General features: G+C 63.9%; 28 protein-coding genes. 19 read left to right on the plus strand and 9 right to left on the minus strand.

Annotation, left to right across the window (positions count from 1 at the left end; all coding sequences use genetic code 11):
- The first annotated feature begins 180 nt into the window (after positions 1-180).
- Complete coding sequence (locus ABZO33_RS12005; RefSeq protein ID WP_414536191.1) at positions 181-1,062, plus strand: DMT family transporter; 882 nt, start codon at positions 181-183, stop codon at positions 1,060-1,062.
- Positions 1,063-1,103: 41 nt separating this feature from the next.
- Here ABZO33_RS12005 and ABZO33_RS12010 read toward each other — a convergent pair whose 3' ends face one another.
- Complete coding sequence (locus ABZO33_RS12010) at positions 1,104-1,979, minus strand: DMT family transporter (RefSeq protein WP_414536192.1); 876 nt, start codon at positions 1,977-1,979, stop codon at positions 1,104-1,106.
- A 178-nt stretch (positions 1,980-2,157) separates the two neighbouring features.
- Here ABZO33_RS12010 and aceK point away from each other — a divergent pair, with 178 nt between their 5' ends.
- The gene (gene aceK, locus ABZO33_RS12015) at positions 2,158-3,873 is read left to right on the plus strand and encodes a bifunctional isocitrate dehydrogenase kinase/phosphatase (protein WP_414536193.1); all 1,716 of its coding nucleotides are present in this window, start codon (positions 2,158-2,160) and stop codon (positions 3,871-3,873) included.
- A gap of 11 nt (positions 3,874-3,884) precedes the next feature.
- Here the strand turns inward: aceK and ABZO33_RS12020 are convergent, their stop codons facing one another.
- On the minus strand, positions 3,885-4,745 hold the full coding sequence (locus tag ABZO33_RS12020; protein WP_414536194.1) for a DUF6279 family lipoprotein: 861 nt from the start codon (positions 4,743-4,745) through the stop codon (positions 3,885-3,887).
- A gap of 129 nt (positions 4,746-4,874) precedes the next feature.
- Here ABZO33_RS12020 and ABZO33_RS12025 point away from each other — a divergent pair, with 129 nt between their 5' ends.
- Positions 4,875-5,711: a S1 RNA-binding domain-containing protein gene (locus tag ABZO33_RS12025; protein WP_414536195.1), complete on the plus strand. Its 837-nt coding sequence runs from the start codon at positions 4,875-4,877 to the stop codon at positions 5,709-5,711.
- On the opposite strand, the gene ABZO33_RS12030 is transcribed toward ABZO33_RS12025, so the two are convergent.
- Complete coding sequence (locus tag ABZO33_RS12030) at positions 5,712-6,092, minus strand: hypothetical protein (protein ID WP_023629534.1); 381 nt, start codon at positions 6,090-6,092, stop codon at positions 5,712-5,714.
- Between the two features lie 231 nt (positions 6,093-6,323).
- Between ABZO33_RS12030 and ABZO33_RS12035 the strand changes: the two genes are divergently transcribed.
- The 3 genes from ABZO33_RS12035 to def all read left to right on the plus strand — a co-directional run bounded on the left by ABZO33_RS12035 (position 6,324) and on the right by def (position 8,161).
- Entirely contained in the window at positions 6,324-6,503 is a 180-nt protein-coding gene (locus tag ABZO33_RS12035; RefSeq protein WP_023629533.1) for a CsbD family protein, read from the plus strand.
- A 165-nt stretch (positions 6,504-6,668) separates the two neighbouring features.
- Positions 6,669-7,625 (plus strand): YihY/virulence factor BrkB family protein, encoded by a 957-nt coding sequence (locus ABZO33_RS12040; protein ID WP_046856666.1) that lies wholly within the window; start codon positions 6,669-6,671, stop codon positions 7,623-7,625.
- Positions 7,625-8,161 (plus strand): peptide deformylase, encoded by a 537-nt coding sequence (gene def, locus ABZO33_RS12045; RefSeq protein WP_031314713.1) that lies wholly within the window; start codon positions 7,625-7,627, stop codon positions 8,159-8,161. Before ABZO33_RS12040 ends, def begins: the two co-directional genes overlap by 1 nt.
- On the opposite strand, the gene ABZO33_RS12050 is transcribed toward def, so the two are convergent.
- Complete coding sequence (locus ABZO33_RS12050) at positions 8,116-8,565, minus strand: GNAT family N-acetyltransferase (RefSeq protein WP_414536196.1); 450 nt, start codon at positions 8,563-8,565, stop codon at positions 8,116-8,118. The two genes, def and ABZO33_RS12050, sit on opposite strands and share 46 nt — an antisense overlap.
- Before the next feature lie 263 nt (positions 8,566-8,828).
- On the opposite strand from ABZO33_RS12050, the gene ABZO33_RS12055 reads away from it, so the two are divergent.
- Positions 8,829-9,086, plus strand: coding sequence for a DUF2790 domain-containing protein (locus ABZO33_RS12055; RefSeq protein ID WP_023629531.1), 258 nt, complete (start codon positions 8,829-8,831; stop codon positions 9,084-9,086).
- A 53-nt stretch (positions 9,087-9,139) separates the two neighbouring features.
- Here ABZO33_RS12055 and ABZO33_RS12060 read toward each other — a convergent pair whose 3' ends face one another.
- Positions 9,140-10,507: a PLP-dependent aminotransferase family protein gene (locus tag ABZO33_RS12060; RefSeq protein WP_414536197.1), complete on the minus strand. Its 1,368-nt coding sequence runs from the start codon at positions 10,505-10,507 to the stop codon at positions 9,140-9,142.
- Positions 10,508-10,583: 76 nt separating this feature from the next.
- Here ABZO33_RS12060 and ABZO33_RS12065 point away from each other — a divergent pair, with 76 nt between their 5' ends.
- From ABZO33_RS12065 to ABZO33_RS12095, 7 genes are all read left to right on the plus strand, one after another.
- On the plus strand, positions 10,584-11,552 hold the full coding sequence (locus tag ABZO33_RS12065) for a threonine dehydratase (RefSeq protein ID WP_414536198.1): 969 nt from the start codon (positions 10,584-10,586) through the stop codon (positions 11,550-11,552).
- Between the two features lie 44 nt (positions 11,553-11,596).
- On the plus strand, positions 11,597-11,851 hold the full coding sequence (locus ABZO33_RS12070; protein WP_414536199.1) for a type II toxin-antitoxin system HicA family toxin: 255 nt from the start codon (positions 11,597-11,599) through the stop codon (positions 11,849-11,851).
- Positions 11,848-12,180 carry a type II toxin-antitoxin system HicB family antitoxin gene (locus tag ABZO33_RS12075; protein WP_414536200.1) on the plus strand — a complete coding sequence of 111 codons (333 nt, stop codon included), beginning with the start codon at positions 11,848-11,850 and terminating at the stop codon, positions 12,178-12,180. The genes ABZO33_RS12070 and ABZO33_RS12075 overlap by 4 nt, the downstream gene beginning before the upstream one ends.
- Before the next feature lie 74 nt (positions 12,181-12,254).
- A complete protein-coding gene (locus ABZO33_RS12080; RefSeq protein ID WP_102684399.1) occupies positions 12,255-12,896 on the plus strand; it encodes a LysE family translocator in 642 nt (213 codons plus the stop codon).
- A 134-nt stretch (positions 12,897-13,030) separates the two neighbouring features.
- A complete protein-coding gene (locus tag ABZO33_RS12085) occupies positions 13,031-13,456 on the plus strand; it encodes a YybH family protein (protein WP_414536201.1) in 426 nt (141 codons plus the stop codon).
- 46 nt (positions 13,457-13,502) lie between these two features.
- Positions 13,503-13,847 carry a YciI family protein gene (locus ABZO33_RS12090; RefSeq protein ID WP_023631072.1) on the plus strand — a complete coding sequence of 115 codons (345 nt, stop codon included), beginning with the start codon at positions 13,503-13,505 and terminating at the stop codon, positions 13,845-13,847.
- Between the two features lie 45 nt (positions 13,848-13,892).
- Entirely contained in the window at positions 13,893-15,131 is a 1,239-nt protein-coding gene (locus tag ABZO33_RS12095; RefSeq protein WP_414536202.1) for an RNA polymerase sigma factor, read from the plus strand.
- 38 nt (positions 15,132-15,169) lie between these two features.
- Here ABZO33_RS12095 and ABZO33_RS12100 read toward each other — a convergent pair whose 3' ends face one another.
- Positions 15,170-15,640 (minus strand): MaoC family dehydratase, encoded by a 471-nt coding sequence (locus ABZO33_RS12100; RefSeq protein ID WP_023631542.1) that lies wholly within the window; start codon positions 15,638-15,640, stop codon positions 15,170-15,172.
- A 34-nt stretch (positions 15,641-15,674) separates the two neighbouring features.
- A complete protein-coding gene (locus ABZO33_RS12105; RefSeq protein WP_414536203.1) occupies positions 15,675-16,619 on the minus strand; it encodes a lysophospholipase in 945 nt (314 codons plus the stop codon).
- 201 nt (positions 16,620-16,820) lie between these two features.
- Here ABZO33_RS12105 and fadD2 point away from each other — a divergent pair, with 201 nt between their 5' ends.
- Positions 16,821-18,509, plus strand: coding sequence for a long-chain-fatty-acid--CoA ligase FadD2 (gene fadD2 / locus ABZO33_RS12110; protein ID WP_414536204.1), 1,689 nt, complete (start codon positions 16,821-16,823; stop codon positions 18,507-18,509).
- A gap of 356 nt (positions 18,510-18,865) precedes the next feature.
- Positions 18,866-20,563 carry a long-chain-fatty-acid--CoA ligase FadD1 gene (gene fadD1, locus ABZO33_RS12115; RefSeq protein ID WP_414536205.1) on the plus strand — a complete coding sequence of 566 codons (1,698 nt, stop codon included), beginning with the start codon at positions 18,866-18,868 and terminating at the stop codon, positions 20,561-20,563.
- Positions 20,564-20,691: 128 nt separating this feature from the next.
- Here fadD1 and ABZO33_RS12120 read toward each other — a convergent pair whose 3' ends face one another.
- Together ABZO33_RS12120 and ABZO33_RS12125 are read right to left on the minus strand one after the other, a co-directional pair.
- Positions 20,692-21,999 carry an NAD(P)/FAD-dependent oxidoreductase gene (locus ABZO33_RS12120; RefSeq protein WP_414536206.1) on the minus strand — a complete coding sequence of 436 codons (1,308 nt, stop codon included), beginning with the start codon at positions 21,997-21,999 and terminating at the stop codon, positions 20,692-20,694.
- A gap of 26 nt (positions 22,000-22,025) precedes the next feature.
- Complete coding sequence (locus ABZO33_RS12125) at positions 22,026-23,390, minus strand: glutamine synthetase family protein (RefSeq protein ID WP_414536207.1); 1,365 nt, start codon at positions 23,388-23,390, stop codon at positions 22,026-22,028.
- Positions 23,391-23,851: 461 nt separating this feature from the next.
- Here ABZO33_RS12125 and ABZO33_RS12130 point away from each other — a divergent pair, with 461 nt between their 5' ends.
- The 3 genes from ABZO33_RS12130 to ABZO33_RS12140 all read left to right on the plus strand — a co-directional run bounded on the left by ABZO33_RS12130 (position 23,852) and on the right by ABZO33_RS12140 (position 24,960).
- Positions 23,852-24,349, plus strand: coding sequence for a hypothetical protein (locus ABZO33_RS12130; RefSeq protein WP_414536208.1), 498 nt, complete (start codon positions 23,852-23,854; stop codon positions 24,347-24,349).
- A gap of 13 nt (positions 24,350-24,362) precedes the next feature.
- Positions 24,363-24,611 (plus strand): hypothetical protein, encoded by a 249-nt coding sequence (locus ABZO33_RS12135; RefSeq protein WP_414536209.1) that lies wholly within the window; start codon positions 24,363-24,365, stop codon positions 24,609-24,611.
- Positions 24,612-24,708: 97 nt separating this feature from the next.
- Entirely contained in the window at positions 24,709-24,960 is a 252-nt protein-coding gene (locus ABZO33_RS12140) for a hypothetical protein (protein WP_414536210.1), read from the plus strand.
- Positions 24,961-25,025: the final 65 nt, after the last annotated feature.

Genomic DNA, 25,025 nt, shown 5'->3' on the forward strand with positions numbered 1-25,025 from the left:
CACCACCTGTCAGTGGCGTTGTAGGCGGCGTAGCTCCGCCTCCTTGCGTGGTCGTGCTGGGCTGATCGGCTCCTGCCGCATCCTCTCGCACACGCAACCTACTGAACACGGTCGGCAGCTTCCCTTACTGAAGTAAACGCCCGCCGTCTGGCTTTTTCGCCTCATTTCAGGTGGCAATACATGTCTGTCTTCAACAAAGCATCCGTGGCCTCGGCGGCCACCACCAGCCTGTTCGTCCTGCTCTGGAGCAGTGGCGCGATCGTTTCCAAACTCGGCCTGGCCCAGGCCAGCCCCTTCGCCTTCCTGCTGCTGCGTTCGGCCCTGGCGCTGTTCGGTCTGCTGTTGATCGGCCCGTTGCTCGGATTGCGCTGGCCACGTACCCGGGGCGGCATTGTTCGCGCCCTGGGGACCGGCTGCGTACTGCTCGGCGCCTACCAGATCTTCTACCTGCTGGCGCTGAACACCCACGTAACTCCCGGTGTCATGGCCACGGTCATGGGCGTGCAACCGATCCTGACCGTGGTGCTAATGGAGCGTCAGCGGTCCTGGAGCCGATTGTTCGGCCTGGGGCTTGGCCTGGGCGGCCTGGTGATGGTGGTCTACCAGGGCATCAACCTGGGTGGGGTGTCCCTCGCCGGGATGCTGTTCGCCCTGCTGGCGCTGGGCAGCATGACCTTGGGCTCGATCCTGCAGAAACGCATTACCGACAACCCCATGGGCACCTTGCCCCTGCAATACATCGCGGGCTTCGCAATGTGCGCGGTGTTCGCGCCGTTGCAGCCGCTGCACGTCCAGTGGAACGCCGGTTTTCTTGGCGCGCTGCTGTGGATGGGGCTGGTGGTCTCGCTGCTGGCCACGCTGCTGTTGTACCGGCTGATCGCCAGGGGCAACCTGGTCAATGTCACCAGCCTGTTCTACCTGGTGCCGGCGGTCACGGCGGTGATGGATTTCATCATCTTCGGCAACCGCCTGGCGCCCCTCAGTCTGCTGGGGATGGGACTGATCGTGATCGGCTTGCTGTTCGTGTTCCGTAAACCTGCGTTGCGCACGGCCGAAGCCTGAGTCAACGAGTGGTGGGAGCGGGGCAAGCCCGCTCCCTTTTTTCAGCACCGTGCCGGGCGCAACACCAACCACAGCGCCGCACCGATCAGCAGACCGCCATACAGGTGCGCCATCGACAGCGGCTCATCCAGCAGCCACGCGCCCCACAGCACGCCGAACACCGGAATCAGGAAGGTCACGGTACTGGCCTTGACCGGCCCGATTTCGTTCAGCAGGCGGAAGTACAGGATGTAGGCGAACGCCGTGCACAGCAGCCCCAGGCCCAAGAGCGACAGCCATACCTGCCAGCCGCCCCAGCTGGCCGGCGGCTGGGTCAGCGCGCTCCAGGCGAACAACGGGCTGAGCAGCAAGGTGGCGCCGAGCATGCTGCCCAGCGCCGACAGGCGGCTGTCCAGCGTGCCGACCCAGCGCCTTGCCAGGAAGCCCGCGAAGCCGTAGCAGGTGGTGGCGGCCAGGCAGGCCAGTGCGCCTTGCACCAGGGCCATGTCCAGCGCCACCGGGCCGGCACCGCTGAGAATGCCGACACCGAACAGCCCGAGGAAGATCCCGCAGAGCTTGGGCAGGGTCATGGCTTCGCGGAAGAACAAGGCGCCGATCAGTACGCCCATCAGCGGCGTGGTGGCGTTGAAGATCGCCGAATAGCCGGCCGGCAGCACCTGCGCCGCCACGGAATAGAACGTGGCCGGAATGCCCGAGTTGATCATGCCCAGCACCAGGCAGGCGCCCAGCTTGCCCTCGAAGTTCCAACGCACGCGGGCGGCGGCGAGGATGGCGATCAGTCCGAGGCAGGCGATCGACACACGGAAGAAGGCGGTCGGCACGGTGCCGAGCTCCGGGGCAATGATGCGCATGAACAGGAAGCTGGCGCCCCAGACAGCGGCAAGGGTCAGCAGGCGGGCGAGGGCGATGGGGCTCACGGTGGTCTCCGGCGGTAGGGCAGGGCGCGAGTGTACGTCAGGGCGAGTGGGGGATTCTTGTGCTTTCTTGCTGTGTGAATCCGGGATCGCCTTACGGGCTTCATCGCCGGCAAGCCGGCTCCCACAGGGCTCGTATCCGGCTAAGCTCTCTCGGTGACCATTGCACAGAGGCACGCGCATGACCCCACCCTGGCCCGCCGTCGATATCGCCCGGATGATCCTCGATGGCTTCGACGACTACCGCGAGCACTTTCGCCGTATCACCCTCGGCGCCCGCGAGCGCTTCGAACAGGCGCGCTGGCAGGACATCCAGCACGCCGCCGCAGCGCGCATCAACTTGTACGAAGAGAAAGTCGCCGAGGTCAACGGCTGGCTGCGCCAGCGCTTCGCCACTGAGGTGCTGCTGGACGTCGAGCAATGGCCGCTGGTCAAGAACGCCTACATTCGCCTGATCGATCCCCGGCTGGACGACGAGCTGTCCGAGACCTGGTACAACTCGTTGTTCTGCAGCCTGTTCAGCCATGACCTGATCAGCGACGGTTGCATGTTCATCCACACCACCCGGCCATCGATGCGCGGCCGTGAGCGGGCGGCGCAGACGCGCACCTATACGCTGCAGGACGGTCTCAAAGGCTTGTTGCGAGCGATCTTCGCCGACTATGCGTTCGACGTGCCGTATGGCGACCGGGAAGGCGATATCGCGCGCCTGGAGGATCAATTGCGTGAATGCCTGCCCGACTGGGTCTGCAAGGATCCGGCCCTGGCGGTGGAGCTGTTCACCCCGGTGCTCTACCGCAACAAGGGCGCCTACCTGGTCGGTCGCCTGTACACCCTCGATGAGCAGTGGCCACTGGTGATCCCGCTGCTGCACCGCGAGGGGCATGGCATCGAGGCCGATGCGCTGATTACCGACGAGGCGGAGGTGTCGATCATCTTCTCCTTCACCCGTTCGTATTTCATGGTCGATGTGCCGGTGCCAGCGGAGTTCGTCAACTTCCTCAAGCGCATTTTGCCGGGCAAGCATATCGCCGAGCTGTATACCTCGATCGGGTTCTACAAACATGGCAAGTCGGAGTTCTACCGGGCGCTGATCAACCACCTGGCCAACAGCGACGACCGCTTTGTCATGGCCCCGGGCGTGCGCGGCATGGTCATGAGCGTGTTTACCCTGCCGGGCTTCAACACTGTGTTCAAGATCATCAAGGACCGCTTCTCGCCGTCCAAGACAGTCGACCGGGCCACGGTGATCGAGAAATACCGCCTGGTGAAAAGCGTCGACCGCGTCGGGCGCATGGCCGATACCCAGGAGTTCGCCGATTTTCGCTTTCCGCGGGGCAAGTTCGACCCCGACTGCCTGGCGGAACTGCTAGAGGTGGCGCCCTCCACCGTAGCGCTTGAGGGCGACACGGTGCTGATCCGCCATTGCTGGACCGAACGGCGCATGACCCCGCTCAACCTGTACCTCGAACAGGCCAGCGAAGCCCAGGTGCTGGAGGCGCTGGAAGACTATGGGCTGGCGATCAAGCAATTGGCGGCGGCGAACATCTTCCCCGGCGACATGCTGCTGAAGAACTTCGGCGTCACCCGCCATGGCCGGGTGGTGTTCTACGACTACGACGAGATCAGCTACCTCACCGAGGTCAACTTCCGTCATATCCCGCCGCCGCGCTATCCCGAGGACGAGATGTCCGGCGAGCCGTGGTACTCGATCGGGCCGCATGACGTGTTCCCCGAAGAGTTTCCGCCGTTCCTGTTCGCCGATATCGGCCAGCGCCGCTTGTTCAGTCGTTTGCATGGCGAACTGTACGACGCCGATTACTGGAAAGGCCTGCAGGAGGCGATCCGGGCAGGGAAGGTGATCGATGTGTTCCCTTATCGGCGCAAGGCGCGTTAGGCCTTAGCTTTTCACCCCTTGAGGCACTTGAGCTCGCTGAAGTCCGAACGCACCTTGCTCAGCCGCTGCTGCAGGAATTGCCGCTGGGCCGGGCTGCTCTGTTTCAGCAGATCCACCAGCAGGCTGCGTGCCTGGCGCTCGGTGTTCTGGAATGCCAGGCGGTACTCCGGCGTCCACAGGCTTTCCTTGCGCTGCAGCAACTGCGCCAACCGGGGCTCGAAGCTCGGGCTGGCGCGCTGGTCCATCGCCAGCACCAGTTGCTGCTGCCAGTGGGCGCGGTTGGCGATCCATTGGCGATTCTGGTCACCCAGGGCCTGTGACCAGCTCATCACCCGCAGCCGTTGCTCGGCATCGAGCTCGCCCAGCCAGGGCTCGAGGCGCTTGCGCATGCGCGCGGCACGGTTCTCGACCTGCTTGGCCAGTGGCGTGTCGACGTATTCCTTCTGGCGTTTGTCGATGTCCTTGCGAAAAGCCTCGCGCATTTCCGCGACCTGGCTGTCATTCATGCCCTTGAGCAGTTCGGCGGCAGAGGGGGTTATCGCTTCGGTGACCCGGCGGATGGCCTGGCGTGCCTCGACCGTGCGTTGGCGCAGGGTTTCATCGGTGACCGCGTCGTTGGCGACCATCAGTTGTACCCGGTCGAGCCAGTCGAGGTAGCCGGGCAGTTGGGTCTTGCAGTGCCAGGCCAGGTGCGCCTTGAGCCGTTCGTCGAGCAACTGCTTCTGCTCGCGGTTCATGTCCAGGTAGTCGCCCAGCGACCACGGCACCAGGCGGTCGAGGTTGCGGTAGGCCAGGTCGATGCGGCTGCAGGCCGCCAGGGCCAGGGCGAAGCCGATGAGCATGAGCAGGGCTTTGGGCAGGCGAAGGGGCATGAGCGAATCCTTGCTGGGCTGGCCAGGCGGTAGACGCACGGTGGGCCCGACGGTTCCGGCGAATGTGCGCTCGGGCGGCCGGGCGGGTCAGGTGTTAGAATAGCCGCCTTGTCTTGAGGATCTTCGGAAATGGCTCTGCTTGGGCGTTACAACAGTTTGCAAATCGTGAAACACGTGGAGTTCGGCCTGTACCTGGATGGCGGCGCCGATGGCGAAATCCTCCTGCCGCGGCGCTACTTCCCCAAGGATGCCGAGCTGGAGCTGGACGACTGGCTCAACGTGTTCATCTACCTGGACAGCGAAGACCAACTGATCGCTACCACCGAAAAGCCGAAGATGCAGGTCGGTGAGTTCGCCAGCCTCAAGGTCAAGGACATCAACGGTGCGGGCATCTTCCTCGACTGGGGTCTGTCCAAGGACCTGCTGATGCCCTACTCGGAAGAGTCGCGGCAACTGAAGATCGGCGACTACTGCGTGGTCCATGCCTACCTGGACAAGCGCACCCGGCGCATCACCGCCACTGCCAAGCTGGACCGCTACCTGGACCGCACCCCGGTGGACTACAGCGTCGGCCAGCCGGTCGAGCTGCTGGTGGCCGGCGAGACGCCGATGGGCTTCAAGGCGATCATCAACAACCGCCACTGGGGCTTGATCCACAAGAACGAGGTGTTCAAGTTCCTGCGTTCGGGCATGCACGAGAAGGGCTTCATCAAGGAAGTGCGCGCCGACGGCAAGATCGCCCTGAGCCTGCAGCCGGTGGGCCAGGCCTTGGCCGACAACCTGCACGAACAGATCATGCAGCGCCTGGAGGCCAACGGTGGTGTGCTGCCGGTGTGCGACAAGAGCGACCCTGCGCTGATCAGCCAGATGTTCAACGTCAGCAAGGGCAACTTCAAGAAGGCCATCGGCGCGTTGTTCAAGCAGGGCCGCATCGTCATCCATGACGATCGCATCGAGCGGGCCTGATCAGCCCTGCACGAAGGTGCTGAAGTCCAGCTGCTCGCCACCCGGGCGGGTGTCGCGCAGCAGTGAGTCGCGGTCGGCGCTCAGGGCCAGGCTGATGGTCGAACGGCGCTTGCCGGGGTTGCGCACTTCCATCTGCTCCTGATGAGCCTTGAGGAAGTTGGTGGGTACCTTCAGGTGCTGCAGCCCGTCGTTCTCGGGGGTGTGCAGCAGCAGGTTGACCCAGTCGGGCTGGCCCTTGCGCAGCAGTGCGACCGGCACTTCGAACCACCACAGGTTGCGCTTGGTGTCGAGAATGGCGAACAGGGTGTTGGCACTGGTGAGTACCGGCTTGGCCAGCGCCTCGTTACGGCGAGCGATGGCGGTGGGTTTGTCGAGTTTCATGCAGGTTCCTGCGGGTTGACGCGAGTAAGGCCTGCCATTGTGGGGTGGGGTTTATCGCGGGGCAAGCCCGCTTCCCTCGAAATCACCTAACCCGCCCCGTGCAAGCATATCGAACCAAGCCAATTGCCGTTTGGCTGACAGGGTGCGAATGAATTGAAACTCTGGCCAACGGCCTTGGGTCGATCAGGTGTCGACACGATTTCCCGTGTCTTTCCCCCGAGGAGACATCCCATGAGTGGCACCAAGGACAAAGCGAAGGGCCTGGCCAACGAGGCCGTGGGTAATATCAAGCAGGGCGTCGGCAAGGTGACCGACAATGACAAGCTGCGCGCCGAGGGCAAGGCCCAGGAACTGAAAGGCGAGGCGCAACAGGCCGTGGGCAAGGTCAAGGATGCCGTGAAGAAACCTTGATCGCCGCAGCCTGGCCGCGGGGCAAGCCCGCTCCCGCAAACTGGGGGCGGGCTTGCCCCGCGCTTGCTTTGTACTGTGCGCAAGCACAAGCGAACAGCACGCCCGCCGCCTGGTCTATTAGACTTGCAGCATTGCCATCCCGATCAAGCGGCGAAAGGAGACGCTATGATTTTCCCCGACCTGCGCGGCCTGCCCCTGCACCGCGTGTTGGTGCGCACCGTCAAGGAGTTCCTCGATGACGAGATGTCCACCTATGCCTCCGCGCTGGCCTACCAGATGCTGTTCTCGCTGTTCCCCTTCCTGCTGTTCCTGATCGCCCTGATCGGTTTCCTGCATCTGCCGGACTTCTTCTCCTGGCTGCGCCTGCAGTCGGAGCTGGTGCTGCCGCCCCAGGCCCTGGAGCAAGTCAACCCGGTGATCGACCAGTTGCAGCAGTCCAAGGGCGGGCTGCTGTCGGTGGGTATCGTGATTGCCCTGTGGACGGCCTCGGCGGGCGTGCGCCTGATGATGAGCGCGATGAACGCGGCCTACGACGTGCCCGAGGGGCGGCCGGTGTGGAAGCGCATTCCGCTGTCGGTCATCTATACCGTCGGCATCGCCGGCATGCTCCTGGCAGCGGCGGCGCTGATGGTGCTGGGGCCGCAGGTGATGGAGTGGATCGCTTCCCAGGTCGGGCTGGAGGAGGCGGTCGTCATCGTCTGGACCATCCTGCGCTGGCCGGCGATCATCATTCTGATGATGGTGGCGGTGGCGCTGATCTACTACGTGATGCCCGATGTGAAGCAGAAATTCCGTTTCATCACCCCAGGTTCGGTGCTGGCGGTGGTGGTGTGGATCGTCGCCTCGCTGGGCTTTGCCTACTACGTGAAGACCTTTGCCGACTACAACGCCATGTATGGCAGTATCGGGGCGATCATCGTGCTGTTGCTGTACTTCTACATATCCGCCGCCGTGCTGCTGCTGGGCGCCGAGATGAACGCGGTGATCGAGCACATGTCGGCCGAGGGCAAGAACCCCGGCGAAAAGGAATTCGAGCAGGACAACCCGCAACAGAGCATCACCGTGCTCGGCCATGAGCACCCGGTGACACCCGAACCCCAGACCCGCGAGCCGAATACCTGATGATCCGCGACATTCTCAAGATGGGCGATGAACGCCTGCTGCGCATCGCCCCACCGGTTCCCGAGCACATGATCGGCAGCCCGGAGCTTGCGCAACTGATCGACGACATGTTCGAGACCATGGCCCATGTCGGCGGTGTCGGCCTGGCCGCGCCGCAGATCGGCATCGACCTGCAACTGGTGATCTTCGGCTTCGAGCGCAGCGAGCGTTACCCGGACGCCGAGCCGGTGCCGCGGACCATCCTGCTCAACCCGGTGATCACGCCGTTGGCCACGGAGGTCGAGGACGGCTGGGAGGGTTGTCTGTCGGTGCCCGGCCTGCGTGGCGTGGTGCCGCGCTACAAGCACATCAGTTATTCTGGCATCGATCCGCAGGGCAACCCGATCAACCGCTTTGCCGATGGCTTCCATGCCCGGGTGGTGCAGCATGAGTGCGACCACCTGATCGGCCGTTTGTACCCCTCGCGCATCCAGGACTTCAGCAAGTTCGGCTATACCGAGGTGCTGTTCCCCGGGCTCGACGTGGCCGACGACTGACCCCGCCTCATCGCCAGCAGGGCCTTGCTGCGCTGGTAGCGGGCCAGGCGTGAGGCCAGGGCCTCGGGCAGGGAGGTTGCCGGTGTGAAGGCCAGGCGCTGGTAGAAAGGCGCCAGATCCGGGTGGCAGAACAGCCAGGTCGCAGCGTTGCTTTCGGCCAGCGCCGTGTCGATCAGCCGGGATGCGATCTGCTGGCCGCGCCACTGCGGAGCGACGAACAGGCCGGTCAGCCAGTGGTCGCCACCGATGGGCGTCAGGTTCATGCCACCGATGATGTCTGCGGCACGCGCCACCCATTGCTCGCCTTCACCGGCAGCGCGCATGCGCGAGCCATGCTGGCGGTAGAAGTGGTCGAGCAGGCGGCGCTGGGTTGGGGCAAGGCGAGTACAGGTCAGGGGGAGCATGCTTGGTTCACGCGGTGCGGCTATCTAAGGCAGGAATTCATCGGTGCTTTGTCGCAGATTGTTGCAAATACGGCAAGGGTGAATGTCCGACTACGGGGTTCAACTATTTCAGCTGCGGAGTAGACTTTCACTCATCCCCCCGGCAGTACGATAAAGCGGGATCGGTACTTCGTGTCATCTTCGCAGTCGATGACAACTTCTCCGGGCCATTGACGGCGTCAGAAGTCACGCGATCAGCTTGATAGCCATCAAGGTCGACACCCATGAAAGCCTTACTGATTCTTGCATTGGTCGGTATGTCCCCGTTCGCCTTCGCGGACCAGGCCAAGACCGCAGATACCCAGCCTGTGGTCGAGCAGTACGACTATTCCACCAACCTCGACATCAAGCGCGTGATCAGCCTGTCGACGATCCCCAACGTCTGCGAAGTGGTACCCGCCACCATGACCTACGAGGATCATCAAGGGCAGGTCCACACCCTCCAGTACCGTGCATTGGGTGAGGGCTGCCGGCTGAATTGAGCCTGTCTGGCCAAGACAAGGCTCGTGGGAGCGGGCTTGCCCCGCGATGGCTATCAGCTGCAGTCGCGGATCAAGCCCGCCCCCACAAGTTCCAGACCCTGCTTCAACTGCGCCCGGCTGTGCGCCGCCGACAGGCTGACCCGCACCGCCCGCACACTGTCCGTGCCCACCGCGAACACGCTGGCCGGCACGATCTCCACGCCCTGCGCCCGACACCGGGCAACCAGCGCCTCGGCCTCTCCAGGCGTGGCCAGCCAGACATGGGGCGAAGGCAGCCCGTCCACCGGAAGTGTATTGCCCAGCAACGCCCGCGCCAGGCGCCAACGCTCGGCCAGTTCCTCTCGCTGCCAGGCCAGTCGCCGTGCGGCGGTCCCGTCGGAAATCCACTGGCAAGCGATGCGCAGGTTCAGCGGCGACACCGACCAGTGGGTGGCCTGGGCATAGGGATCGATCTGTTCCAGCAACGCTGGCCGGGCCACGATCCAGCCCAGGCGCAAGCCGGCGGCCACGGTCTTGGACAAGCTGCTGATAAGCACGCCACGGCCTTCGAGCAAGGGGTAGAGTGGTGGCCGGTCGGTCAAGGCGCCGTACACGTCATCCTCGATAACCAGCAGCTCGTGGCGCCTGGCGACTTGCGCCAGCGCCAGGCGCCGGGCCTCGCTCATGCACGCCCCGGTCGGGTTGTGCAGGGTAGGGGTGGTGACCAATACCCGCGCGCCGCTCGCGCGGACCACACGGTCCAGTTCGTCCGGGAGCAGGCCTTGCTCATCCAGAGCCACGCCGTGCACGGGCAGGCGCAACTGGCGACAGGCCGCCTTGATGCCCGGGGCGGTCAACGCTTCGACCATCACCGGCTCGCCCGCCTGGCACAACGACTGCAGCACGAGGGTCAGCGCCTGCTGGGCGCCCCCGCAGAGCAGCACGTCCTCCGGCGCCAGGTCCAGACCGCGGTTGCTCAGCCAGCGCGCCCCCTCGATCCGCCCCAACAGCAACTGCTCGGGCCCCAGGTAATGGTCGAGCAGGGCGGTATCGCCCTGTTCGAGCAGACTGCGCAGACTGTGCTCGAGGTCGCGATTGCAGGGATCGGCCACCGGCACATTGGTCGACAGGTCGATCACCGGGTACTGGCGGCTGGGTTGCTTGAGGCGAAACAGCGTCGCTTCCTTGCTGCTGGCCAGCACATAGGTGCCGCGCCCCACCTCCCCGGACACCAGGTGCCGCGCCGCTGCTTCTCGGTAGGCCTGCTGCGTGGTGCTCGGGTTCAGGCCCAGCGCCCAGGCGAGGCGGCGTTGCGGGGGCAGGCGTTCACCCACCTTCAGTTCACCCTGTTCGATGGCGTTGGCGATGGCCTCGACCAGGGCCTGGTAGCGCGGCTGGTCGTTGGCCGGGAGGCTCGGAATCCACACGAAATTGCTACCCATGCAATATTTATTTGGACCCATACAATGCCCGGCGCTTAGGATCGGTTCAACCCCATACCGATGAAGGACGTTCGCCATGTTCGACTTGCCCGCCCTGCGCGAAGCCGCCGCTTTCGTTCACCAGCACGTGCCGCCGACCCCACAGCACGCCTGGCCGCTGCTGGCCGAGCGGCTGGGTTGCCAGCTGTGGGTCAAGCACGAGAACCATGCACCCACGGGGGCCTTCAAGGTGCGCGGCGGGCTGGTCTATGTCCGCTCGCTGTTGGCCAGTGGTGCAGTCCCCCGTGGCCTGGTCACCGCCACCCGCGGCAATCACGGCCAGAGCATGGCCCTGGCGGCACGCCAGGCAGGCTTGCCGCTGGTGATCGTGGTGCCAGAGGGCAATTCGCGGGAGAAGAACGCCGCCATGCGCGCCCTGGGCGCGGAGCTGGTGGAACATGGCGTGGACTTCGACGTCGCCCGTGAGGAGGCGGCGCGCCTGGCAGAAGCGCGCGGCTACCAGATGGTCCCATCGTTCCACCCGGAGCTGGTGCGCGGCGTGGCCACCTATGCCCTGGAGCTGTTCGAGGCGGTGGCCGACCTGGATTGCGTGTACGTGCCGATCGGCATGGGCTCGGGCATCTGTGGGCTGATCCAGGCGCGCAACCTGCTTGGGTTGTCCACCGAGATCGTCGGCGTGGTATCCACTGCCGCAGACGCTTATGCCCAAAGCTTCGAGCTGGGACGCATCGTCACCACCGCCAGCGCCGATACCTTCGCCGACGGCATGGCCTGCCGCGTGCCGCACCCCGACGCCTTCGCCTTGGTGCGCGAGCATGCCGCACGCATCGTGCGGGTGAGCGACGAGGAGATCGCCGAAGCCATGCGCCTCTACCACGAGACCACCCACAACACCGCCGAAGGTGCCGGTGCCGCCGCCCTGGCCGCCCTGATGCAGGAACGTGGACGTCAGGCGGGCAAGCGGGTGGCGGTGGTACTCAGTGGCGCCAACGTGGATCGCGAGCGCTATGCGCAGGTGTTGATGGGGACGAAAGATCCTGTATGAAAGTGTCGAAAGGAAATGCTATCTTTATTTGATAGCATTTTCCGATGAACACTCGATATCGCAAGATTCTGGACAGCATCTTCAGAGCTCCGACCACACCCACATTGCCGTTCGCCGAAATCGAGGCTCTGGTGCTGCATCTTGGCGGCCAGGTGCTGGAGCGGCAGGGTTCCAGGGTCAAGATGCTGTTGGGCGAGCAGTGCTGGCGTTGCCACCGCCCCCATCCTGGCAAGGAAGCCAGGCGATATCAGATAGAAGAGGCCCGCGAGTTCCTGCTGCGGGCAGGAGTCCGACCATGAGCTGCATGCGATACAAAGGGTACGCCGCCCGCATCGAGTACGACGCGCGTGACGATATTTTCGTCGGCCGCGTGCTCGGCCTGCGGGACATCATCAGCTTCCACGCCAGCGCCGTGCCCGCGTTGCACGAGGCGTTCCGTGAGGCACTCGACGACTACCTGGCCGATTGCGCCGAACAGGGCGTCCCCCCCGAAAAACCGGCCTCGGGCAAGGTCATGCTGCGCATCCGCCCAGAAGTGCACGCCGCCGCGAGCCTTGCCGCCAAGGTTGCCGGCAAGAGCCTGAATCAATGGGCCGACGAGGTCTTCGAGCAGGCGGCGATGGCCTGACCTGCAAATTCCTCCTGTACCGTCAGGGGGCATTCAGGTTCAATCGCTGACTTTCGTCCGCAGTCGAGCCTGCCATGCCCTTTTCCAATGGTTTCCTCCTCAGCCTGTCCCTGTGCCTGGACATCGGCGTGGCCAACATCGCCATGATTACCCTGGCCATGCAGCGGGGGTTTCTTCAGGGCTTCTGGCTTGGGCTGGGGACCTGCGTCGGCGATCTCATCTACGCCATTGCGGCCCTGGCCGGCATGACCGTTTTGCTGCAGTTCGAAAGCGTGCGCTGGACGTTGTGGCTGGGGGGCTCCGCGTTATTGGCATGGTTCGCGGTGAAGATGCTGCTGGCGGCGTGGCGCGGCGGGCACCTGGAATCGCGTGGCCAGGTAGTGATCGAATCGGGCTGGCGTGAGTTCCTGCGCGGGATCTTTTTGGCCATGTCATCGCCCAGCGCGATTCTCTGGTTCGCAGCGGTCGGCGGCGTGCTGATCTCCCGCTCTGGCGCCGGCAGCGCGCTGGACGCGGGCCTGTTCCTCGGTGGCTTCTTCGCCGCAGGGCTGCTCTGGTGTGTCTCGCTGTGCGGTATCGCCAGTCATGGCGGGCGGCTGCTTGGCGATCGCCTGCTGACCTGGTCGTACCTGTTGTCGGCGGCGATCTTCTGCTATTTCGCAGGTTACGTGGTGCTCTCCGGTTACCGCGAATTCATCCTTGCAGTTCCGGCCTGATCATTCGGGCTGTTCTGTGCCGCTGGCTGTTTTTTCTCATCGGGTTGTCGATTCTCCATTTTCCCGTTCGACCATGGGTGAAGGCGCCGGAATGCACTGGCGCCAATCATTGTTGAACGCTGGAGGAAGCACTGATGAACAGCGCAGCCGAAACCGAACTTCGTCAACTGATCGAACAGTGGATGCAAGCCGTGCGCGAGCGCGACGTGGACCGTATCGTCGCTCCCTACGCCGACGACATTCTCGCCTTCGATGCCATCCAGGCCCTGCAATTCAAGGGCAAGGCCGCCTACCGTGCACACTGGGAAATGTGCATGGGCATGTGCACGGGGCCGATGGTCTTCGAACTGGCAGAGCTGCAGGTGCACGCCGACGGCGACCTGGCCCTGGCTCATTGGCTCAACCGCTGTGGCCCGGGCGACGACGAAAGCCAGTGCGGCTTCATGCGCGCCACGGTCGGCTATCGGCGCAGCGGCGGCCAATGGCAAGTGATCCACGAGCATTGGTCGGCGCCGTTCGACATGGAAACGCAAAAAGCCTTGTTCGACCTCAAGCCCTGATACCGCTCATCGCCCACCGCACCAAGCCGACCTGCTGGAGACGATCATGAAATACCTGTGCCTGGTCTATTGTGATGAAGCGCTGTTGCACAGCCTGCCCGACAGCCCCGAAGACGCCGAATGCATGGCCTACGCCGAATCCATCCAGGGCAGCGGGCGCATGCTCGCCGCCGAGGCGCTCAAGCCTGTGCAGACGGCCACCACGGTACGTGTACGTGCCGGGCGCATGAGCCTGACCGATGGCCCGTTCGCCGAAACCAAGGAGCAACTGGCCGGTTTCTACCTGGTCGACGCCCGTGACCTCAACGAGGCGCTGAACATCGCCAAGGGCATCCCGGCAGCCCGGGTGGGCAGTGTCGAGGTTCGGCCGGTGCGTGAACTGCAACCCTGACGCAACGGGAGAAAGCCGCATGAGTCAGCAGGGAAAGCCTGATTGATGGTGGGGGAAGCGCAAGTCCGCCAGGAGGTCGAGGCTGTCTACCGCCGCGATTCGCGGCGGATCCTGGCGACCCTGATCCGCCTGCTGGGGGACTTCGACCTGGCCGAGGAGGCCATGCACGATGCCTTCTTCATTGCCGTGCAGCGCTGGCAGCGTGATGGTATTCCCGCCAACCCGCGGGCCTGGCTGGTGTCTGTCGGCCGCTTCAAGGCCATCGATGCGCTGCGCCGAAGTGCCCGTTTTGACCGCTCCCAGGCCGACCTGATCATGTTGCTCGAACGCGAAGCCGACGATCCGGGCGAGCAGACGTTGCTGGCCGATGACCGTCTGCGGCTGATCTTTACCTGCTGCCACCCGGCACTCGCCTCTGACGCCCAGGTACCGCTGACCCTGCGCGAGGTGTGTGACCTGACCACCGAGCAGATCGCCCGTGCCTTCCTGCAAAGCCCGGCCACCATCGCCCAGCGCATCGTGCGTGCCAAGGCCAAGATCCGCGATGCGAAGATTCCCTATCAGGTGCCGGAGCTGAGCGAACTGCCCGAGCGCCTGGAAAGCGTGCTGCGGGTCATTTACCTGGTGTTCAACGAAGGCTATTCGGCGTCGACGGGCGAAGATGTCACCACCCGCGAGCTGACCGATGAGGCGATCCGCCTGGGTCGCCTGGTGGCACAGTTGCTGCCCGATGCCGAAGTGCATGGCCTGCTGGCGCTGATGCTGCTCCAGGCATCGCGGCAGAGGGCGCGCAGCACCGCCGAGGGCGAGCTGGTGCTGCTGGATGAGCAGGATCGCAGCCTGTGGGATCGCGGGCAGATCGACGAGGGCAGCCAACTGGTCCAGCAGGCACTGCGCAGCCGCGACTTAGGGCCATATACCGTGCAGGCGGCCATAGCTGCGGTGCATGCCGAAGCGCCCAGCGCCGAGGCCACGGATTGGAACGAGATCATCGGCCTGTACGATGTGTTGCAGCGCCATTGGCCATCAGCGGTGGTGGAACTGAACCGGGCGGCGGCGCTGGCCAGACGGGACGGTGCCCAGGCGGGGTTGCAGGCGGTGGAGGCAATCCTGCAGCGCGGCGAGCTGGGTGATTATCACCTGGCCCATGCCGCGCGCGCCGAACTGCACCGGCAGCTGGGCAACCTCGATCAGGCCCGCGATGCCTGGCGGCAAGCACTGGCGCTCACCCGCCAGGGGCCGGAACGGCGGCATATCGAACGGCGGTTACGCGAACTGGGCTGAGCTTTCGCGAGCGTGCCCGCGATGGCCGGCTCGGTGAATCAGCTGGCAACAAAGTTCGGCGGGCTGACCAGCTCGACCGTCTGCTGCTTGCGCGGCGCGAGGATCTCGGCTTCGCCACTGACGACCAGCTCATCGTTCTGGTTGTACACATTGGTGGCGATGCGCACCTTGAACTTGGGCAGCTTCTCGAGGATTTCCAGGCGCACGGTCAGTTCATCGCCGATCTTCACCGGCTTCTGGAAGCTCATCTGCTGGCCCAGGTAGATGGTGCCCGGGCCAGGCAGGGTGCAGGCCACCGCGGCACTGATCAGCGCGCCACTGAACATGCCATGGGCGATGCGCTCGCGGAACATGCTCTTGGCGGCAAATTCGGCGTCCAGGTGTACCGGGTTGTGGTCGCCGGACATGGCGGCGAACAGCTGGATGTCGCGCTCTTCGACAGACTTCTTGTACTCAGCTTTCTGGCCGACTTCGAGGGCTTCGTAAGGGGTGTTGGTGACCTGGGTCATCGAGGCTTCCTTGTAGGGCGGGCGAGATGGCCGATCATTCACTGCGGGCAGGGCGGCCAAGGGCCAGCGCCTGCTCCAGCCAGCCGATGATTTCGGCGGTGACCTCGTCGCGATGGGTTTCGTTGAGCACTTCGTGGCGTGCGCCGGGGTAGATGCGCAACTGTACATGACGGTTGCCGGTCGCGCGCAGGGCGTCGGCCAGATGGGTGAGACGCTTGCCGGCACTCACCGGATCACATTCGCCGCCGATCACCAGGATGGGCAGGTTCGGGTCGATCTGCCCGAGATGCCTGGGCTGGCTGATCTGCGCCAGCCCCTGCAGCAGGTCGAGCCACAGCTGGTTGCTGCAACGAAAGCCGCACAAGGGGTCGGCGATGTACTTGTCCACTTCCCCGGCATCGCGGCTGAGCCAGTCGAACGCCGTGCGGTTGGGTTTGAAGGCCTTGTTGAACGAGCCGAACGACAGCCAGTCGATCAGCGCGCTTTTGCCCAGGGGGCCTTGGCGCCAGGCTTCGAACCGGGCGATCAGCCGCGCTGCCCGGTACAGTGCCACTGACTGGAAGTTCGAACCGCTGAGGATCGCGCCTTGCAGGCTGGCGCTGTGGTGCAGCAGGTAGGCCTGGGCGATGTAGCTGCCCATGCTGTGGCCGAACAGGAACAGCGGGGTGCCCGGGAACTGCTGGCCGACGTGCTGGGCCAGCAAGCCCAGGTCGTTGATCACGGCATTCCAGCCATTATGGCGGGCGAACAGGCCCAGGCTGCCCAACTCGGCGGTACGGCCATGGCCGCGCAGGTCGGGGGCGAGCAGCGCGTAGCCGGCAGCATTGAGGGCATGGCCCAGGCGCTGGTAGCGCCCGGCATGCTCTGCCATGCCGTGGGCCAGCAACACCACGGCCTTCACGGGTGTGGCGGGCAGCCATTGATGAACATGAAGGCTGCAATGCTCGCTGGCGGGGAGCCAGAAGGCGTCATGGGGCATGGCGGGTCCTTGCGCGCGGAGGTTCGCCAACAGTGTATGCGCAAAGCGCTCGATTGCAGGAAGGGCAGAAAAGAGATTCACAATGTTAATGGCGGCACTTGGCGTATTTGCCACCCTCGACAGAGCTGCTAACGTCGGCTGAACACCTTTTTGCCATCAGGCGATCAGGTCAGGGACGTCCCGGTAGAGGAACAACAATAAATGCAAGCCGATTTCTGGAACGACAAGCGCCCGGCGGGCGTGCCTTCCACCATTGACATGAATGCCTACACGTCAGTCGTCGACGTTTTCGAGCGCTCCTGCAAGCGCTTCGCCGACCGGCCGGCATACAGCAACCTCGGCGTCACCCTGAGCTACGCGGACCTCGACCGTTACTCGGCGGCCTTCGCCGGCTGGTTGCAGCAGCACACCGACCTGGTGCCGGGCGACCGCATCGCGGTGCAGATGCCCAACGTTCTGCAATACCCGATAGCCGTGTTCGGCGCCTTGCGCGCCGGGCTGGTGGTGGTCAACACCAACCCGTTGTACACCGAGCGTGAGATGCGCCACCAGTTCAAGGACTCCGGCGCCCGCGCGCTGGTGTACCTGAACATGTTCGGCAAGCGCGTGCAGGAGGTGCTGCCCGATACCGGCATCGAGTACCTGATCGAAGCGAAGATGGGCGACTTGCTGCCGGCGGCCAAGGGCTGGCTGATCAACACCGTGGTCGACAAGCTGAAGAAAATGGTGCCGGCCTACCAGTTGCCCCAGGCGGTATCGTTCAAGCAGGTCCTGCGCCAGGGGCAGCGCCTCAGTCACCAGGCGGTGGCGCAGACACTCGACGACGTCGCGGTGCTGCAGTACACCGGCGGGACCACGGGCCTGGCCAAAGGGGCCATGCTCACCCACGGTAACCTGGTGGCCAACATGCTTCAGGTCCTGGCCTGTTTCGGCCAGCACGGGCCCGATGGCCAGCCGCTGATCAAGCAAGGGCAGGAGGTGATGATCGCGCCGCTGCCGCTGTACCACATCTATGCCTTTACCGCGAACTGCATGTGCATGATGGTGACCGGCAATCACAACGTGCTGATCACCAACCCCCGCGACATTCCCGGTTTCATCAAGGAACTGGGCAAGTGGCGGTTCTCGGCGCTGGTAGGCCTGAATACCCTGTTCGTCGCGCTGATGGACCACCCGGGGTTCAAGTCGCTGGATTTCTCTGCGCTGAAGATCACCAATTCCGGCGGCACCGCGCTGGTCAAGGCCACCGCCGAGCGCTGGGAGGCGCTCACCGGTTGCCGCATCGTCGAAGGCTACGGCCTGACCGAGACCTCGCCAGCGGCCAGCACCAACCCCTATGGCCAGCTGGCGCGCCTGGGGACGGTGGGGATCCCGGTGCCTGGCACGGGGTTCAAGGTGATCGACGATGACGGCCACGAACAACCGTTGGGCGAGCGCGGCGAGTTGTGCATCAAGGGGCCGCAGGTGATGAAAGGCTATTGGCGGCAGCCAGAGGCCACCGCCGAGGTGCTGGACGGCGAAGGCTGGCTGAAGACTGGCGACATCGCGATCATCGACCCGGATGGCTACACCCGGATCGTTGACCGCAAGAAAGACATGATCATCGTCTCGGGCTTCAACGTGTATCCCAACGAGATCGAGGACGTGGTGATGGGCCATCCGCAGGTGGCCAGCTGCGCGGTGATCGGCGTGCCGGACGAGCGTACCGGCGAAGCGGTGAAGCTGTTCGTGGTGCCGCGTGCGGGCGGGGTGAGCGTCGATGAGCTCAAGGCGTTCTGCAAGAGCAATTTCACCGGCTACAAGGTGCCCAAGCACATCGTGCTGCGCGAATCGCTGCCGATGACGCCGGTGGGCAAGATCCTGCGTCGGGAGTTGCGGGACATCGCCTGAAAGTAGGCGCGGCGGTGCGCCGATGCGACTTGTCCCGCGATTGCGTCAGCCTGGGCGACAGTGTTGCCTTCAATGACGCCGTCGTGGGGCAAGCGCGCTGCCACAAATCACCTCTAGGCCAGTGCTTTCAGGCGGATTCGCGACATTTTGTATAATTACTCTAAAAATGACCTGTATTGTTCATTGAGTCATTTTTGTGACCTGTCGGCCCATTTCGGCCTCTAGGCGACCCCTTGCAAAGCTGTTACTCTCGGCGCGCTTTCAGAGGATCCGGTTTGCAATGAACCGGCCTCTCATATCAATAATAAGCGCATCGACGCATACCGAATTCGCTGTTGCTGAAGGAGCGGGCTTCCATGATCGAACATTTTTGGAAGGATAAGTACCCAGCCGGGGTCACGGCGGACATCAATCCTGACGAATTCCCCAATATCCAGGCGGTACTCAAGCAATCCTGCCAACGCTTTGCCGACAAACCTGCCTTTAGCAACCTGGGCAAGACCATCACCTACGGCGAGCTGTACACCTTGTCCGGCGCTTTCGCCGCCTGGCTGCAGCAGCACACCGACCTGAAGCCGGGTGACCGCATCGCAGTCCAGTTGCCCAACGTCCTGCAGTACCCTGTCGCCGTCTTCGGCGCCATGCGTGCCGGGCTGATCGTGGTCAACACCAACCCGCTGTACACCGCGCGGGAGCTGGAGCACCAGTTCAACGATTCCGGCGCCAAGGCGTTGGTGTGCCTGGCCAACATGGCGCACCTGGCGGAAAAGGTGGTGCCCAAGACCCAGGTCAAACACGTCATTGTCACCGAAGTGGCCGACCTGTTGCCACCCCTCAAGCGCCTGCTGATCAACAGCGTCATCAAGTACGTGAAGAAGATGGTGCCGGCCTACCACCTGCCGGGCGCGGTGCGCTTCAACGACGCGCTGGCGCTGGGCAAGGGCGGCGCGGTCACCGAGGCCAACCCGCAGCCCGGTGACGTCGCCGTGCTGCAGTACACCGGCGGCACCACCGGCGTGGCCAAGGGCGCGATGCTCACCCATCGCAACCTGGTGGCCAACATGCTGCAGTGCCGTGCGCTGATGGGCTCTAACCTGCACGAAGGTTGCGAGATCCTCATCACTCCGCTGCCGCTGTATCACATCTACGCCTTCACCTTCCATTGCATGGCCATGATGCTGATCGGCAACCACAACGTGCTGATCAGCAACCCGCGTGACCTGCCGGCGATGGTCAAGGAACTGGGCAAGTGGAAGTTCAGTGGCTTCATCGGCCTCAACACGCTGTTTGTCGCCCTGTGCAACAACGAGACCTTCCGCAACCTCGATTTCTCGGCGCTGAAGATCACCTTGTCCGGCGGTATGGCCCTGCAGCAGAGCGTGGCCGAGCGCTGGAAGGCGATGACGGGTTGCGCGATCTGCGAAGGCTACGGCATGACCGAGACCAGCCCGGTGGCGGCGGTCAATCCGACCTCGGCCAACCAGTTGGGCACCATCGGTATCCCGGTGCCGTCCACCCTGTGCAAGATCGTCGACGACAACGGCCTGGAATTGCCCTTGGGCGAGGTTGGCGAGCTGTGCATCAAGGGGCCGCAGGTGATGAAGGGCTACTGGCAACGTGAAGACGCCACCGCCGAGATCATCGACAGCAACGGTTGGTTGAAAACCGGTGACATTGCCCTGATCCAGCCGGACGGTTACATGCGCATCGTCGACCGTAAGAAAGACATGATCCTGGTGTCCGGTTTCAATGTGTACCCCAACGAGCTCGAAGACGTGCTGGCCGCGCTGCCGGGCGTGCTGCAGTGCGCCGCCATCGGTATCCCGGACGAGAAATCCGGTGAAGTGATCAAGGTGTTCATCGTGGTCAAGCCTGGCATGACCCTGACCAAGGAACAGGTCATGGAGCACATGCGCGCCAACGTCACCGGCTACAAGGTGCCCAAGGCCATCGAGTTCCGCGATGCGCTGCCGACCACCAACGTCGGCAAGATCCTGCGCCGCGAGCTGCGTGACGAAGAACTGAAGAAGCAGGGCCTGAAGAAGATCGCCTGATCTGCAGCCTGTTTTGGGATTGAAACGTGGGAGCGGGCTTGCCCCGCGATAGCGTCAGGTCAGGCAACGTTGTTGCCCGAGTCGACGCCATCGCGGGGCAAGCCCGCTCCCATTTTGCGTTTTGAAGCTCAGCGCAGCTTTTCAAGCATCTGGTAGTACCACATCCCTGCCGCCAGCAGTGGATTGCCCAGCAGGTCCCCCATCGGCACCTTGATGTGCCGGCAGCCCGCGAATGTATCGAACTTCTCCAGCGTCCCGGTCAATGCCTCGGCCATGATCTCGCCCATGATGTGGCTGGTGGCGATGCCGTGCCCGGAATACCCCTGGCAGTACCAGACGTTGTCCGACAGCTTGCCCAGTTGCGGGATGCGGTTGACCACGATGCCCATGGCGCAGCTCCACTGGAACTCAATCGGCACGCTCTTGAGCGCCGGGAAGGTGCGCTCGATGCACGGGCGCAGCTCGGCCTCGATGTCCCGCGAGTCGCGCCCGGAGTAGTTGGCGCCGCCGCCGAACAGCAGGCGCTTGTCGGCGGTCAGGCGGTAGTAGTCGAGGACGAAACGGCAGTCGTACACCGCCAGGTCCTGCGGGTTGATCTGTTCGGCCAGCTCGCCCAGCGGCGCGGTGGTGACGATGCCGCCCATGGCCGGGAAGATCTTGCCCTTGAGCTGGCGTTTTTCCAGTTTGTGGTAGACGTCGCCTGCCAGCATTACCTGGCGTGCCTCGATGCGCCCCTGGGTGGTGACCACCGCCGGGCGCGGGCCATGGACGATCTCCAGCACCTCGGAGTTTTCGAATACCAGCGCACCCAGCCCATGGGCGGCGCGGGCCTCGCCCAGGCACAGGTTGAGCGGGTGCAGGTGGAGGTTGCGGCGGTTCTTCAACGCGCCAAGGTACAACGGGCTCTGCAGGTGCTGCTGCATGGCGTCGCGGTCGAGCAACTGCACCAGGTCGCCCATGCCGCGGCGCTGGGCCTCGGCCTCGAAGGCGCGCAGCTCGTTCATGTGCGACGGTTTCATCGCCGCGTGCAGGTGGCCGTGCTTGAGGTCGCACTGGATGCCGTAACGTTCGACGCGCTGCTCGATGATCTGGTGGCCGCGCCAGCGCAGGTGCCAGATGAAGTCGTCCACCTCGGCGCCCAGCCGGTCGCGCATCTGCGTGCGCATGGCCTCGTCGCCCGACAGGCTGCCGGTGACCTGGCCACCGTTGCGCCCGCTGGCGCCCCAGCCGATGCGGTTGGTCTCGACGATGGCGACCTTCATGCCGCGCTCGGCCAGCTCCACCGCAGTGGCCACGCCGGTGAAGCCGCCGCCGATGATCGCCACGTCCACCTGCACCGTGCCCTTGAGTGTGGGGTATTCGGTCGCGTCGTTGAGGGAGGCGCTGTAGTAGGACGGCGCGCGCTGGGCCGGCCCTTTGTTCACTGCTGCGTTCATGGGTGTTCCTTGTCGTGATTCGGGGTTCAGGCCTGGTGCAGGTACCAGCGCCAGTCCTGCTCGCCGACTTCGGCCATGAACTGGCGGTACTCGGCGCGCTTGACCTTCAGATACACGCCGAGGAAGGCCTCGCCCAGCGCTTCCCGGGCCCAGTTCGACTGCTCCAGGGCTTCCAGGGCAGTCAGCCAGTCGGTGGGCAGGTACTCGCTGGCCTGGGCATAGCCGTTGCCTTCGACCGGCGCGCCGGGATCGAGCTGTTCGCGGATACCCTGGTGTGCGGCAGCAAGTATCGCGGCGGCGGCCAGGTAGGGGTTGGCGTCGGCGCCGCAGATGCGGTGCTCCACATGCCGGCTGTTGGCCGGGCCGCCGGGCACGCGCAGGCTGACGGTGCGGTTGTCCACGCCCCAGGTCGGTGCCAGCGGGGCATAGCTGTTGGCCTGGAAGCGGCGGAACGAGTTGGCGTTGGGGCAGAACAGCAGCAGCGACTCACGCAGGTGGCGCAGCATGCCGGCCACCGCCCGGCGCAGCAGCGGGGTGCCGGCTTTGTCCTCGCTGGCGAACAGGTTGTTGCCGGCGGCATCGGCCAGGCTCAGGTGCATGTGCATGCCGGTGCCGGCCAGCTGGGCGAATGGCTTGGCCATGAAACAAGCCTGCATGCCATGGGCATTGGCAATGCCCTTGACCAGGCGCTTGTAGCGCACGGCCTGGTCCATGGCCTGGAGCGCGTCACCGTGCTCCAGGGTGATCTCCACCTGGCCGGGCGCGTACTCGGAGATCGCCGTGCGCACAGGAATGTCCTGGGCCTTGCAGGCAGCATACAGATCGGCGAGGAACGGTTCGATCTGCTCCAGCTCGCGCAGGCCATACACCTGGGTCCCGCGCGGCCGTCCGCCGTCGCTGTCCAGCGCCGGCTGAGGCCGGCCTTGGCTATCGCGCTGCTGGTCGAGCAGGTAGAACTCCAGCTCGCAGGCCATCACTGGGTGGAAGCCATCGGCCTTGAGGGCGTCGATCACCCGCAGCAGCACATGGCGCGGATCGGCCACGCTGGCCGGCAGGCCTTCGCTGGGGTGCATGCTGACCTGCACGGCGGCGGTCGGCACCCGGCGCCAGGGCAGGCGCACCAGGCTGCCGTCCAGCGGGTAGGCGCGGCAGTCGATGTCGCCGACGTCCCAGACCAGCCCGGAGTTTTCCACGTCGTCGCCATTGACGGTCAGGCCGAGGATAGTGCTGGGCAGCGGGCGGCCGCTCTCGAACACCGCCAGCAGTTCCTCGCGGTGCAGCAGCTTGCCGCGGGGGACGCCGTTGGCGTCGAGGATGAACAGTTCGATCAGGTCGATATCGGGGTTGTCGGCCAGGAAACGCCTGGCTAGCTCGGCAGGGGCAAAGTGCATGGTGGATTCGCTCTGGGGCACGCAGGACCGCCGCGCAGGTGGGCGGTCAGGCTGAGTCAATCGGCCAGTGATGGCCGGGTCGGGTCAGGGGTGCGTGAGCGAAGTGTCCGGTGGGCGCGCGTGGCGGCAATGCCACAGGGCCCAGAAGGCGAGGATGATGTGCACCAGCGGATTTTCGCCAGCACGGACCCTGGCCTTCGGCAGCGAAGGTTTGAGCAGCGGGCGGGCGATCATCGGGTCGGGAGGCATCGCTCGATACTCACATGGCCGGTAAGGTTGATTAAATCAGTGAATGGCGACGTTCATTCCGGTGACAGCTAAACATTGGCAAGGTTTGCCCGCCGCTTAGCAGGAGCTTAGGAAGCTTCCTACGGCTTTATCGGACCTAGGCGAATTTGCAGGGCCAGGGCCAGAGGTGAAAGTCGCTAGTTCTGCAGGATAGGTAGGCGACAGGGACAGCCATGCAAGCACAAAGGACTTATCAGGTAGTTGCACATCACGCGATCGTCTTCGACGTCAGCGAGTTCATCATCCAACCCGGAACGTGCTGTCAGTTGAGGCAGCTAGGCTTGCCGTTCGTGCATCGAGGGCATTACCAGGTGGTGGAGAAGGTGGTGGAGCTTTATGAGCGGATGCAGGCTGGTGATCGGTCTTGTCAGATGCGGGTGGCCGTTTCTCGACCGCTGACGCGAGAGCAAGGGGACCATCTCAATCAGCAGAGGCACGTCATTTCCGGGCTTTTCGGGAGCGCAGTCGGTAATCCGACGGGAGCTGCAGTAGCGTTTTTGGGCGGTAACCCAGCGGGTGTTGTGGCTGGCTTCGCGGCTACTGGGGCAGCGACATGGCTAGCGCAGAAAAGCATCCCTACTTTCCATGCCGGGGATATGTTGGTGTCACTGTTTGCCAAGGTCAATGGCGGCATCGGCCCCCAATCCAGCAGCTTGATGTTGATTATCTAAACAAGGAATGGTCATGTCGTGGATTTTCCTCATGCTCATTGCCCTTGTTGTCGGGCTTTTCGTTGATTGGGCATGCCGCTCAACACGGGTCAGGATTTTTCTGTATGTGGGTTGCATGAGCGCTGGCATGACGAGTTGTACGCAACTGGCCAATCGGCAGTTCTTGTTGCTCGATGGTATTGAGTGGATGATACTTTTTGTCTCTGTTGGTACGCCGCTACTCTTTAAACGCTCATCTTATTTCGAGCGTGATAGAGATTGATGACGCGTCGGCCTCTCGTGGGTCAAGCCCCCTGCCACAGGCTCTTCGATCTGGCCGTGGGAGCGAGCTGCTCCCGCGACAGGGTTGAAGGGTAGCCATGACTGAGATCTTTCTCCTTACCCTTTATGCCCTGGTCGCCGGCATATTGCTTGACTGGGCATGTCGCTCACCAACGCTAAGATGCTGCGTCTGCGTGGCTTTGATGGCAACGGGCATAACGGCGTGCACACAACTTGGTGAGCGTGAATTCTTGCGGCTGGACGGGATGTACTGGTGGTTTCTGTGTGATGCAGTTGGAACACTGCTGCTTTTCAAGCGCTCCCGCTATTTCGAGCGTGATCGCGACTGAACGGCGGGCACAGGCAGCATCGATTTCGCAAATCTGCGACAATCGCGCCTCTTACGCCTGCCGAT

This window comes from Pseudomonas sp. CAM1A (assembly GCF_047501685.1).
In the GTDB taxonomy this organism is placed as follows: domain Bacteria; phylum Pseudomonadota; class Gammaproteobacteria; order Pseudomonadales; family Pseudomonadaceae; genus Aquipseudomonas.